The sequence below is a fragment of the Cupriavidus sp. BIS7 genome (assembly GCF_000292345.1).
In the GTDB taxonomy this organism is placed as follows: Bacteria; Pseudomonadota; Gammaproteobacteria; order Burkholderiales; family Burkholderiaceae; genus Cupriavidus.
This window is the reverse complement of record NZ_ALOU01000009.1, coordinates 75,938-88,342: the sequence shown is the minus strand read 5'-3', so window position 1 is coordinate 88,342 and position 12,405 is coordinate 75,938. Positions and strand designations below refer to the sequence as shown.

Sequence of the window (12,405 nt, the reverse complement as noted above, 5' to 3'; positions counted from 1 at the left end):
CTCCTGGTTATTCTGGGTTCAAGGCGTCGGCGACAAGTTTACTCACTTCCGCCGCTTCCCGCGCCTGCGCAAACAGCGGTGCCCTGAGCGCGCATTGCTGCCGCAGGCGGTTCAGGAACACCGCATCCCGGCTCGTGCGATCCAGCAGCAGCGCCAGTTGTGCCGCGTCACCCGGCGGAAAATATCCATCGTAGTCGCGGCCCAGCATGCCGACGTTGCCCGGGATACGGCTGGCCAGCACCGGCACGCCGCTGGTGACAGCCTCGATGATCACGTTGGCGCCGCCTTCCATGACGCTGGAGATCACCATGGCCTGTGCCTGGCGGATCTGCTGCAGGGTTTGGTCATGAGGCAGGTTCCTGAGCCAGACATAACGCTGCACACCAGGCCAGGCTTGAGCTTCCAGCGCCAGGGCCGCCTGCTGATAGGTGTCGTCCAGCGCGCCGCCGATGTGGATCAGGCGCAAGCGCGAATCGTCGGGAAGCAGCGAGAGCGCGCGCATCGGCGTCAGCGGGTCTTTCTCCGCCCGCATGTGGCCAACCAGCACGACGTCGAAGTGATTCTGGATGCGCGTCGCAGATGCGCTTGCCGATGCGGATGCCGGGGCGGATGCCGGGGCGGACTGGTAAATCACCCGGCACTTGGCGCGATGCTCGGGCGCAAGTTCGGTGAGTCCTTCGTCCTGCAGCACCACCAGGTGGGTGGCGAGTTCGAGCGAGTGCTGCGCCGATGCATCGGTGCGGATGTCGCGGTACAGATCGGTGCCGGTCAGCACCAGGATCAGCGGACGATCCGGGCAAGCCTCGGCGAACCTGGCGATGGACTCCGCCGAGCGTCGGGCGTGCAGGGCGATCAGGCAGTCGGGCAGGGCGCCGCCCCGGCTGGCCGTCGGCCATTCCGCAGCCAGCATGACATCGTGTTCTGCGTGCAGGAACCGGAACCAGCGGTGGGCGGTTTGCCAGTTGCCATTATTGGCTTTGCGCAGCGCAGGACTGATAATCGCGACGGTGGCCTTGGGAGGACGCATGACGACAGGTTCTGTGGGGGCAGCAGGGACAGAGGGACCGGCAGCAAGAAGGATAGACAAGTTCGGGCTGGATGCGGCATTTGCCGATGCGCACCGGCGCACCTGGGCCGTGCTTGAGCCACTGACGCCATCCCAATGGCAGGTTCCTTACGATGCGGGAATCAATCCGCCGTTGTGGGAGTATGCCCATGTCGCGTGGTTCACGGAGCATTGGGTGCTGCGGGAGCCGTCTGCCGGCCAGGACGGCCGCTGGGTGGCCGGACTCCCGTCCATGCTGCCGGATGCAGACCGCCTGTTCGATTCCATGCGCGTCGCCCACAAGGATCGATGGCATCTTGCGCTGCCCGGTCTCCCCGAGATTCGCGACTACGCCGCCGCCGTGCTGCAGCGCGTGCGCGCCAGGCTTGCTGCATCGGACGATACCGACGCGGCGCTCTATTTCTTCCGGCTTGCCTTGTTCCACGAAGACATGCATGCGGAGGCGCTGACCTATATGCGCCAGACACTCGGCTATCCGCTGCACGTGCCGCTGGCCATGCCTGCTATTGCGCCGGACGGCGGATCGGAAAGCGCGAGCGGCGACACGTTCCAGATGGGCTCGCCTGCCGGTGGCAACGGGTTTGTCTTCGACAACGAGAAGTGGGCACATCCGGTTCACGTTGCCCCATTCCACATCGATCGCACCTGCGTCAGCAATGCCGAGTTCGCGGAATTCGTGGTGGCCGGTGGCTATGGCGACAGTCAATGGTGGTCCGACGATGGACGCGCATGGCTGCAGCAGAGCGGGCTGGCGCATCCGGCGCGCTGGCGCCAGACTGCCGGCGCCGGCCCCGGGCAATGGGCGATGCGCTGGTTCGGGCAATGGGTGCCGCTGCCGCTCGAACATCCGGTATGTCATGTCAACGCCTACGAGGCGGAAGCCTATTGCCGCTGGGCCGGCAAGCGCTTGCCCACCGAAGCCGAATGGGAATACGCGGCATCGCATGACCTGATCCGCTGGGGCGGGGCCGTGTGGGAATGGACAGCCGATCCATTCGTGCCTTATGCCGGGTTCTCGCCCGACCCATACCAGGAGTACTCCGCACCCTGGTTCCACACGCATCGCTCGGTTCGCGGCGGGTCGTTCGCCACCGATGCCCGCATGCAGCATCCCCAGTACCGCAACTTCTACCTGCCGCACCGCAGCGACCTGTTTGTTGGATTCCGCTGCTGCGATTGAGGGGGCACCCGGCAGCGTAAACAGGCATTGAGATACGATGCGGCAGACCGTTCAACAAGCTGCACCAACTGAGCCTCCTGGTATGACTGCTGACAACTCCCAACACATTGCCCAACGCATTGTTGTAACCCTCGAAGAGGGCGTGGCCGAGGTACGCCTGAATCGTCCTGACAAGATGAACGCGCTAGACCAGGCGATGTTCGACGAGCTGGTGGAGACGGGCCGGCAATTGGCCGAGACGCCGGATCTGCGCGCCGTGGTTCTCTCCGGCGAGGGGCGGGCCTTCTGCGCAGGGCTGGACATGGATCGCATGGCCAGCATGGGCGCGGGCACCGACGCCACGCTCAAGCGCGGCCGGCTGGCGCCGCGCACGCACGGCATGTCGAATCATCCGCAGTACGCCTGCACGGTCTGGCGAGAGTTGCCGGTGCCGGTCATTGCGGCGGTGCATGGTGTGGCTTTCGGCGGCGGGCTGCAGGTGGCGTTGGGTGCGGACTTCCGCTATGTCACTGCGGACGCGAAGTTTTCGCTCATGGAAATCAAGTGGGGCCTGGTGCCGGACATGGGCGGCATGCTGCTGACGCGCGGGCTGGTGCGGCCAGACGTGCTGCGCGAGCTGATCTACACGGGCCGGGTTGTCAGTGGCGCCGAGGCCGTGCAACTGGGTTTGGCCACGCGTGTCTGCGATGACCCCCGGGCAGCCGCTCTGGCAGCCGCGCGGGAGATCGCGTCAAAGAGTCCGCACGCCATCCGTGCCGCCAAGCGGCTGATGCAGGTAACGGAGGACGGCGACGCGATGGCGATCCTTCAGGCCGAGTCGGTCGAGCAGGACGCGCTGATCGGCTCGCAAAACCAGGCGGAAGCGGTGCGGGCCAACATCGAGAAACGGGCGCCACGGTTTACATCGCCGTGAGCCGGGGTGAGTCAGGGCATGCCGCGTCGAGCCCGCGGACGATGCGTGCCGCCCGCTTCGCTCGGTTGCCTTTTGCTGGCGCGCCCGCAGCGCTTGGTCGCGCCTAGCGAGACCTGCTCAACAGCACCATCGCAATGCCGCCCAGAATTGCCGCAGAGGCAGCAGCGAGGCGGGGCGTGATGGATTCGGACAGGAAGATCACGCCTCCAACGGCGGCAATCGGCGGCACCGACAACTGCACGGTGGCGGCACGCATGGCAGACAGATTGCGCAGCGCTGCATACCAGATGACATAGCCGATGCCAGACGTGACTGCGCCGGAGACGACGGCCAGCACTACCCCGGCTGCGTCTGCATTGGCTTTGCCCACAAATAGCAGGCTCAGCACTAGAGCCAGTGGAGCCGCCCGCGCAAAATTGCCGGCAGTGGCGGCCAGCGGATCGGACACGCCGCGCCCGCGCAGCGAGTACAAGCCCCATGCCACGCCGGCGATCGCCATCAACGTCGCTCCGAAAGGAGCTGGCGCGGTTACGCCTGGCGACACCAGGTAGACCAGCCCGGCGACTGCCAGGGCCAGACCAAGCCACGCACCGGCGCCGAACATCTCACCCGCGCGCAGGCCTGCGCCGAACATGGTCAATTGCACCGCGCCGAACAGAATCAATGCGCCAGTGCCTGCGGACAGGCTGAGGTAGGCGAACGAGAAAAAGACGACGTAGGCAAACAGCATGGCCGCGGCGCGCCAGTCGGCATTGCCGGGCGCCGGCCGCTCCGATCTGAGGCGCACGATAACGGCAAGTGCGATAGCCCCGGACACGAGCCTGACACTGGCGAAACTGGCCGGATCGATGCCGCCCTGCTGCAGGGCGATCCGGCACAATAGCGAATTACACGCGAACGCGATCATCGCCACCGCGGTGAGCATGATCGCCTGAAGGAGGTGCAAGCCAGCGCGCGGTTCAGGCATGGGTCGCCACCAGGACGACTGCCCACGAGAGAAGCGCGACGCCGAGCGGCATGCGCAGGAAGCGGCCCCAGCGAACGTTCTTTTCAACTGCCATCGCCGCTGCCAGCAGGAGCATCCAGCCAAGGCTGCCCGCGCCCAGCCCAAACATCAACAGCATTAGCGCCCAGCAGCACCCGACGCAGAACAGACCGTGCTGCGCGCCAAGCGCGAAGGTGTGCCACCCCTCCGCCTGGCCACGCCAGCGTGCCATGATGAAACTCAACGGCGTGCGGCACTTTTCCAGGCACTGGTATTTGAGCCTGCTGAACTGGAACGCGCCGGCCAATGCAATGATCCCCACGCCAATCAGCCAGCCGTGCCACGCCAGAGCGGGGATGCCTGCGAGCAGGGACAACACCGCGCTGTGAAGCGCGTGCGCCAGCAACCCGAAAGCTCCCCATGCGGTCATGTAGCCGAGCAGGAGCAAGGTGACCAAGCGCCCGTGGTCCGGGCGCTGTGCCGTCAGGCGGCTGAAGGCGCTGACCAACGGCAATGTGGTCGGCAGCATCATGGCTGCCGTCATGAGTATCCACGCGGCGGCGTAGAGCACCAGCGGCACGACGACGTCGCCGGCAGGAATGGCTCGGCACAATATCGCCGCCGGACCGGAAGCAGTCCAGTCGCCGTGCTCAAGATAGCGCCCGTAGGGACTGCGCGCCCACACCCAGAGCGCCACCCACGCGCACGCAATCAGCGCGGCCAGTAGTGGAAAGAACACCTGGTGGTGGCGCGAGGCGCCGCGCGACGCCAGGCCTGCCGTCCTGCTCATGCGTCGAACACGAAGATGCTTTGCAGCGCGTTATGGTTCTGGATGTCGAGGTCGATGCCGAGGGCGGCATTGCGCGACCGATAGGTCGGCGCCTTCCCGACAAAGACGGGAGCTCCAGGCACTGTCGAGAAAACGGTGTCGGAGAGCGTGGTCTGACTACCAGTCGCGCCTAAATAGGGGTCGAGTTTGGCGTAGTAGTCCTTGCCGATCTCGAGCTCGCCTTTGCCCTGGACCACCGTGAACCGGATCGGCGCCCGCTCTACCGAGACAACCTGACCGATCAGCTTGACGAGATCCGCGATCGGGCCGCCGGCTTTGCCGGTATAGACCTTGAGAAGTGCCTCCTCCTGCTCCTTGGAGGCCTTGTCGTCGATGTAGATCGCGGCAGTCCAGTTGCCTTCCAGGATATTGCCCGGCACATGCGCTACGGCCGCGATGGTATTGCCGCTCACGTCAACGCCGTCGATCGTTCCTTTGTCCATGTGCCACGCGACAATGGTGTCGCAGGTGCCGTTGTCTGGATCCTCGCCAATCCAGCACGGGCACAGGACTTTGCAGTTGCAAACCTCGAGCAGACGACCTTCCAGGTGATAGCTCATATGGACCTCCATTGAAGGCACACGACGCTTGTCGCCGCGACGCGCGGCAACAAGGGAAATCATTCTTCTGGAAGCAATATAGGCACTTCCGTGCGGCACGAATTGGTCGGGACCGGAGAAAGCGAGACACTTTTGCCTCCAGTCCTCGGTTGCGGCCGGGAAACTCTCCTATCGGGCACACGACGCGCATGGCGGCTCGCTCCCTGAGTCCCTGCGGGGGCGACTGTGGCTCGCTCCCGGGCAGGCAGAAGTCGGCCACGATGCCCCCCAACTTCCACCCCACTACCTCAGGGAAACCATGTGGTAACTAATTAGGACAATTTATCGGGGCATTTATCCAAGAATACGGGCATCGAATCTCTGAGGCCGCCACCGCGATGTGCGGCCGACACTGACAAGTCATGCCCTCTGCCATCGATCGGATCGGCCCGTTTCAATACCGCCGTTTTGCCGCTTGCCAACCTCCGGTCGAGATGACCCGTCACGCCGTGCTGATTGCCGGCGGCGGGCCGGTGGGCCTTGCCATGGCACTCGGACTGGCGCGGCACGGCGTTCCCAGCGTGGTGATCGAAGCCGATGACTCGGTATGCGAGGGAAGCCGGGCGGCATGCATCTCGCGCCGCAGCCTTGAGATCGTCGAGCGGCTCGGCGCGGTGGACGACTTTCTGGCCACGGGTTTGCCGTGGACGCGCGGACGCAGCTACTACGGCGACCAGCAAGTGCTGGTGTTCGACATGCCCGCCGAAGCCGGGCAGAAGTACCCGCCCATGATCAACCTGCAGCAGTACTACATCGAGCAATATCTGCTTGATGCGGTCGAGCGTTGCAACGCGCTTCGCCCGGGCATGATCGACATCCGCTGGGCATCGCAGGTGACGCAGATCGATTCTCACGCGGAAGGTGTGCGGGTCCGGGTGGAGAACGCGCTCGGCAACTACCACGTCGATGCCGATTGGCTGGTAGCTTGCGACGGCGGCCAGAGCTTCGTGCGCAGGGCGCTGGGGCTCGAACTGGCTGGTACGGGGTACGAAGGGCGCTACGTGATCATCGACATCGAGCTGGCCAGCACCTCGCCAACAGAGCGCCGTGCCTGGTTCGATCCCCCGTGGTGGAAGGGTTCCACCATACTGATGCACCGCCAGCCGGACAACATCTGGCGCATCGACTACCAGCTCCGGCCTGGCGAAAGCGCTGAGGACGCACTGGCGCCGGCACAGGTCCGGTCGTTCGTGCAGCGGCACCTCGATGCCATTGGCGAAGGCCACCTGCCATGGCAGCCGGTCTGGACGTCGGTCTATCGGGCCGGCGCGATGACGCTGGACAGCTATCGCCACGGGCGCGTGCTTTTTGCCGGCAATGCTGCCCACGCGATGCCGATCTTCGGCGTTCGCGGCCTGAACTCCGGTTTCGATGACGCGGACAACCTGGCATGGAAGCTTGCCTATGTAGCGCAGGGGAGGGCAGGCGACGCATTGCTGGACACCTACAGCAGCGAGCGCATTCAGGCCTTCCATATCAACGCCGCCAGCGCCATGCGCAGTACCGAATTCATGTCACCACCCTCGCGCGGATTCGACCTGATGCGTGAAGCCTGCCTTTCGCTGTCCGGTGAGCATGCGGCCATCGCCACGCTGATCAACCCGCGCCAGACCCATGCGATTTGCTACGGCGATTCGCCACTCAGCAGCCCGAGCGACGCATTTGCATGTGGCCCCGCGCCCGGCGCGCCGCTTCAGGATGCGCTGCCCGGCGAGGGCCTGCCGCATTTGAGCACCGCCGTGCATGCGGCAGGCAACGGCGATTTCACGCTGATCCTGTTCGATGAGGATGGCATGCCGTCCCGCCTGATGCATGAGCAACTGCAGCAGTCGGGCAGCCCGGTGCGGCTGCTGCGTGTGGGCGGAGCGGGGTGCGGTACCGCTGCGGGCGCCACCGATGACGATATCGCCGTGCTGGCCGATCCGGGCCGCAAGGTCCGCCAGAGCTATGGCGCTCAGGCTGGCTCCGCCTATCTGGTCCGGCCAGACGGGCATATTGCGGGACGGTGGCTGACCTGCCGTGCCGAATCGGTGCAAAGAGCCGTGCAAAGAGCCCTGCAAAGAGCCGCGCAAATTTCGGCGCAAGGCTCCACCCGGAACCACATCCACATGGAGTTGCCCCAGTGACCACGCTTCACGCCGACGCACGCGACCGCGTGTACACCCAATGCGCCCGTGCTATCAGCGCGGCCGGTCAGGAGCGCGAGGCGCTGCTTCTGGCCCGGCTGGCGCTGCTGCTGTTCGAGCAGGTGGGTGACGAATCCCGTTGCAGCCTGGCGATCGAACAGGCGCTGCGGGACCTGCCGACGCCATCGCTTTCCGCAGTGCATATCGCCGTGCCGTGATCCGGCCACGGTCGCATTTAGCCGGCCATGTGCCGGACTTTCACCACAATAATCAGGGAGACAACCGATGAATCGCCGCCAGTTTGCCCTCGCGGCCGGGGCTTTTGCCGCCGCGCCGCTGGCCTTCGCCGAGGCCGCCTATCCGTCGCAGTACATCAAGTGGATCGTGCCGTATCCGCCCGGTGGCGGCACGGACAACCTGGCGCGCACGCTGGCCGAGAGCATGCGCGCGGGGCTGGGGCAGCAACTGGTGATCGAGAACCGGCCCGGCGCGGCCACCAATGTCGGCGCCGACGCTGTGGCGCGTGCCAAGCCAGACGGCTACACCGTCATGTCCGCCGACAATGCGCTGATGGCGTTCAACGCCTACCTGTTCACGAAGCTGCCGTTCGATCCGGACAAGGACTTCACCTATATCGGCGCAATCGGAAAATTTCCGCTTGCGCTGGTGGTGCACCCATCGTTCCCGGCGAAGACCTTCAAGGAATTCCTCGCATACGTGCGTGCCAATCCCGGCAAGGTCAACTATGCGTCGGTGGGCAACGGGTCGCCGCACCATCTGGCGATGGAAATGTTCAAGACCCGCACCGGCACATCGCTCGTTCACGTGCCGTATCGCGGCGCGGCGCCCGCAATGCAGGATGTCATGGCGGGGCAGGTGCCGGTCATGTTCCTGGATCTGGCTTCGGGGTTGTCCATCATCCAGAGCGGCAAGGTCAGGGCGCTGGCCATTGGTTCACGCACGCGCACGCCGGTGCTGCCGGACGTGCCGACACTGACCGAACTGGGCGTGGCCAATATCGACGTGTTCGCGCTGCAAGGCGTGCTGGGCCCGGCATCGATGCAGCCAGGCACCGTGCAGCGTCTGAATCAGGAATTGAACAAGGCTCTGAAGAATCCCGCGGTCATGAAACGCTTCACCGATTTCGGCCTGGAGCCGCTGCCGGGAACCCCCGAACAGTTCCACGCGCTGGCCCGCGAGGAATCGCGCAAGTGGGGGCCGATCATCAAGGACAACCATATCTCGCTTGACTAGGGACAGCATGCATCGATCGAACTCTTCAGCCGATGCGCCTCGCCCGGTGCACGGCCTGCATCATTTCGCGTGGCGCTGCCGGGACGCCGAGGCCACGCGCCACTTCTACGAGGACATCCTGGGGCTGCCGCTGGTGCACGTGATCCGCAAGGACAATGTGCCAAGCACCGGCGAGTATTGCCCCTACGTGCATATCTTCTTCCGCATGTGCGATGGCTCGCATATCGCGTTCTTCGACCTTGGTGACGACGTAGCCGCCGAGCCAAGCCCCAATACGCCGGCGTGGGTCAACCATATTGCGCTGCGCGTAGCGGACCGCGAGAGCCTGTATGCGATGCGCGAGCGCCTGCTCGCCTGCGGTGTGGAGGTGATCGGCGTGACCGATCACGACGGCTATATCGAATCGATCTACTTCTTCGATCCGAATGGGATACGGCTGGAGCTGACGACCGAAGTGGCACCGCCCGAGGTGGTGACCGGCTATGCGCGCGAAGCGCATGGCGCGCTGGCTGCGTGGACGCTGGAGAAACAGGCCAGGCGCGGGGAGGGCAGGGCATGAGCCAGCAACATTTCGATCTTCGCCTGGCCACGCGGCGCGACGGCTCGCGCGACGGCCAGCTGGTACTGGTCAGCCAGGACCTGCGGCATTGCGTGCCGGTACCGGACATCGCGCGCACGCTGCAGGCCGCGCTCGATAACTGGGGCAGCGCCGCGCCACGGCTCGATGCCTTGCATCGCAGTCTGGACGCCGCCGGGTGGCGCGATGCCGAGCGCTTCGACCAGTCGGCCTGCATGGCGCCGTTGCCGCGCGCCTACCAGTGGGCTGATGCCTCCGTGTACCGCAACCATGCGCGACTGATCTACAAATGGCGCCAGGAGCCGATTCCGCCGCGCTACGAGGATGAGCCGCTGGTCTATCAGGGCGGCTCCGACGTGATGCTGGGCGGAAGCGATCCGATCGACGCCGTGGATGCCGCGCATGGCATCGACCTGGAAGCCGAGATCGCCGTCATCACCACGGACGTTCCGATGGGCGTGAGTGCGGAGGACGCCGTCGGGCACATCGCGCTGGCGGTGCTGCTCAACGATGTATCGCTGCGCGGCCTGATCCCTGCGGAACTGGCGCGCGGGTTTGGCTTCTACCAGAGCAAGCCGGCTACCAGCTTCGCGCCGGTCGCGGTCACGCCGGCGGCGTTGGGCGATGCCTGGCGCGATGCAATGCTGCACCTGCCGGTACGCATCCGGCTGAACGATCAATGGTTCGGTCATCCCGACGCCGGCGAGGAGACCGTGTTCCACTTTGGACATATCCTCGCGCACCTGGCCCGTACGCGGGCGCTGGGGGCGGGCAGCATCGTTGGCGCAGGCACCATCAGCAACGCCGATCCCGCCGCGGGCAACGCCTGCATCACCGAGGCGCGTGTGCGGCAGATGCTGGACGGAGTGCCGGAGCACGCGCTGCATCCTTACCTGGCAAATGGCGACCGCGTGCGCATCGAGGTGCTGGACGCAAACGGTGCTTCCGTGTTCGGTGCGATAGACCAGCGTGTGCGTATTGCGGCGCGCTGATACGATGGCGGCAGCCCGCCCCCATCGTTACCCGTCGCCCACCGCATACCGCACATCGCCCCAATGAAGACCTGGAAGCTGAATCCGAGCCACGGCAGTGTGCCGCTCGACTTCGTCACCGGTGTGATGGCGGGGATCGGATCGGCCGAGCTGGCGCAGTGCTTCCTGGAGGCCATGCAATGCGTGCTGCCGGCCAGCCATTGCACGGTGTTCGCGCTGGAGGGGGACGGCCGCGTTTCCGCCGTCTCCACGGCCAGCGCGCATGGCGCCATTGCGTCGGTGACCGCCGTCGAGTATTTCCGCTATGGCTTTGACCAGCTCGATGCCAACATGGTCTGGCTCGCCCGCAAGAAGACGCCCGTGCGTTCCCAGACCTGGATGAGCCATCAGCGCGCCGAGGAGGTGAGCAATTCGCACTACCGGGATGTGTGCTACGGCCAGCCCGGCATTCGCGAGCGTACGTCTGTCCTGCTGCTCAATGCCGATGGCCGCCGCATTGCCATCAGCTTCTACCGCAACCTGGCGTTTGCACCGTTCGATGCGGGCGATTTTGAGGCCATCGGGCAATGCGCGCCGGTGCTGCACGAAGCCGTCATCGCCCACATCCGCAAGGCCCCGCGCGGGCTGGCCGGGGACTCCCTGCATCAAAAGGTGCTGTCCCTGCTAGGCAAGCGCGAGCGGCAGGTCATGACCCATGTGCTGGCGGGGCACACCACGCGAGAGATCGCGGGGAAGCTGGGGTTGTCTTCCACCACGGTGCTCACGTACCGCTATCGCGCTTTTGCCAAGCTTGGCGTGCGCACGCACCGGGAATTGCTGTCGATGCTGGACAGCCTGCCGGCCAATATTGCGCCGCGCGGCTGATCTGATCCCTTTATTCCCGATCGGGGGCGGGGTGCGCCGCCCATACCCCCACACAAATACCCCCACACGTACCGGGTGTGCATACCGTATTCATTTGCGATAATGCCGCCGATTGTCTAATCATGTATAGGTACGCGATCCGGTGAACGCTTCGCGACTTTCCCAGACCGAAGTTGGAGAGCCCCCAGAATGCCGCGGCAAACGCCTGAGCTGACGATGGAGAGCGGTGCCGAGGACGCGCCGATGCCGTTGTATCTGCGTCTGAAGCAGATGATTACGCGGCAGATCGATACAGGCGCCTGGCCCGCGCATCATCGCGTGCCGTCGGAGAACGAACTGGTCGAGCAGTTCGGCGCCAGCCGGATGACGATCAATCGCGCGTTGCGCGAACTGACTGCCGAAGGCCGGCTCGTGCGCATGCAGGGCGTTGGCACGTTCGTGGCCGAACCGAAGATGCAGTCATCGCTGCTGGAGGTTAACAACATCGCGGACGAAATCGCGGAGCGTGGGCATCGGCATCGCTCCGAAGTGATATTGCTGCGCGAGGAGCCCGCCGGGCCTGAGCGCGCCGTGGCGATGGACCTGCGCGAAGGCGAGAAGATCTTCCATTCCGTTATCGTCCACTACCAGGACAACGTCCCGGTGCAGATCGAGGACCGCTACGTCAATCCCGGCCTGGCGCCTGACTACCTGAAACAGGATTTTGTCGCCGACACCCCAAATGCCTATCTGCAGGGCCTGGCCCCGCTGACAGCGGGCGAGCACATTGTCGAGGCCGTTATCGCCACCGCCGATGAAGCGAAACTGCTGCAGATTCCGCGCGCCGAGCCGTGCCTGCTGATCCGGCGCCGCACGTGGTCAGGCAAGCGCGTGGTCACGTTTGCCCGCCTGCTGCATCCGGGGTCGCGTCACCGCCTGGAAGGGCGATTCGGCCCCACCGCCTGACCTTTCCACGCCGTCTCCACCCCGCTTCCAGCCCGTTTCCAGTCCTTTTCCCGCTGAATCGCCGATTCACTGACC

The 12,405-nt window shown here is 65.1% G+C and carries 13 protein-coding genes; 9 read left to right on the top strand and 4 right to left on the bottom strand.

Features of this window, described 5'->3' with window-relative positions; translation table 11 throughout:
- Positions 1-7: 7 nt before the first annotated feature.
- Positions 8-1,027 (bottom strand): selenoneine biosynthesis selenosugar synthase SenB, encoded by a 1,020-nt coding sequence (senB, locus tag B552_RS0103210; RefSeq protein WP_019447559.1) that lies wholly within the window; start codon positions 1,025-1,027, stop codon positions 8-10.
- Here senB and senA point away from each other — a divergent pair.
- Together senA and B552_RS0103200 are read left to right on the top strand one after the other, a co-directional pair.
- Positions 1,026-2,246 carry a selenoneine synthase SenA gene (senA, locus tag B552_RS0103205; RefSeq protein WP_083860210.1) on the top strand — a complete coding sequence of 407 codons (1,221 nt, stop codon included), beginning with the start codon at positions 1,026-1,028 and terminating at the stop codon, positions 2,244-2,246. The two genes, senB and senA, sit on opposite strands and share 2 nt — an antisense overlap.
- Positions 2,247-2,328: 82 nt before the next feature.
- A complete protein-coding gene (locus B552_RS0103200; RefSeq protein ID WP_019447557.1) occupies positions 2,329-3,159 on the top strand; it encodes a crotonase/enoyl-CoA hydratase family protein in 831 nt (276 codons plus the stop codon).
- A gap of 103 nt (positions 3,160-3,262) precedes the next feature.
- Here B552_RS0103200 and B552_RS0103195 read toward each other — a convergent pair whose 3' ends face one another.
- From B552_RS0103195 to B552_RS0103185, 3 genes are read right to left on the bottom strand one after another with little or no spacing between them, the layout of a single operon-like run.
- Positions 3,263-4,126 carry a DMT family transporter gene (locus tag B552_RS0103195; RefSeq protein WP_019447556.1) on the bottom strand — a complete coding sequence of 288 codons (864 nt, stop codon included), beginning with the start codon at positions 4,124-4,126 and terminating at the stop codon, positions 3,263-3,265.
- The gene (locus B552_RS0103190; RefSeq protein ID WP_019447555.1) at positions 4,119-4,934 is read right to left on the bottom strand and encodes a DUF2182 domain-containing protein; all 816 of its coding nucleotides are present in this window, start codon (positions 4,932-4,934) and stop codon (positions 4,119-4,121) included. Before B552_RS0103190 ends, B552_RS0103195 begins: the two co-directional genes overlap by 8 nt.
- Complete coding sequence (locus B552_RS0103185) at positions 4,931-5,533, bottom strand: DUF1326 domain-containing protein (protein WP_019447554.1); 603 nt, start codon at positions 5,531-5,533, stop codon at positions 4,931-4,933. Before B552_RS0103185 ends, B552_RS0103190 begins: the two co-directional genes overlap by 4 nt.
- 401 nt (positions 5,534-5,934) lie before the next feature.
- Between B552_RS0103185 and B552_RS27070 the strand changes: the two genes are divergently transcribed.
- The 7 genes from B552_RS27070 (at position 5,935) to hutC (ending at position 12,330) form a co-directional block, all read left to right on the top strand.
- Entirely contained in the window at positions 5,935-7,698 is a 1,764-nt protein-coding gene (locus B552_RS27070; protein WP_051003519.1) for an FAD-dependent monooxygenase, read from the top strand.
- Complete coding sequence (locus B552_RS0103175) at positions 7,695-7,916, top strand: hypothetical protein (protein WP_019447552.1); 222 nt, start codon at positions 7,695-7,697, stop codon at positions 7,914-7,916. The genes B552_RS27070 and B552_RS0103175 overlap by 4 nt, the downstream gene beginning before the upstream one ends.
- A 67-nt stretch (positions 7,917-7,983) precedes the next feature.
- A complete protein-coding gene (locus B552_RS0103170; RefSeq protein ID WP_019447551.1) occupies positions 7,984-8,952 on the top strand; it encodes a tripartite tricarboxylate transporter substrate binding protein in 969 nt (322 codons plus the stop codon).
- A 7-nt stretch (positions 8,953-8,959) separates the two neighbouring features.
- Positions 8,960-9,511 (top strand): VOC family protein, encoded by a 552-nt coding sequence (locus tag B552_RS0103165; protein ID WP_035879345.1) that lies wholly within the window; start codon positions 8,960-8,962, stop codon positions 9,509-9,511.
- The gene (locus B552_RS0103160) at positions 9,508-10,521 is read left to right on the top strand and encodes a fumarylacetoacetate hydrolase family protein (RefSeq protein WP_019447549.1); all 1,014 of its coding nucleotides are present in this window, start codon (positions 9,508-9,510) and stop codon (positions 10,519-10,521) included. The genes B552_RS0103165 and B552_RS0103160 overlap by 4 nt, the downstream gene beginning before the upstream one ends.
- A 63-nt stretch (positions 10,522-10,584) precedes the next feature.
- Positions 10,585-11,385, top strand: coding sequence for a LuxR C-terminal-related transcriptional regulator (locus B552_RS27065; protein WP_019447548.1), 801 nt, complete (start codon positions 10,585-10,587; stop codon positions 11,383-11,385).
- Positions 11,386-11,574: 189 nt separating this feature from the next.
- Positions 11,575-12,330, top strand: coding sequence for a histidine utilization repressor (hutC, locus tag B552_RS0103150; protein ID WP_019447547.1), 756 nt, complete (start codon positions 11,575-11,577; stop codon positions 12,328-12,330).
- The last annotated feature ends 75 nt before the right edge of the window (positions 12,331-12,405 follow it).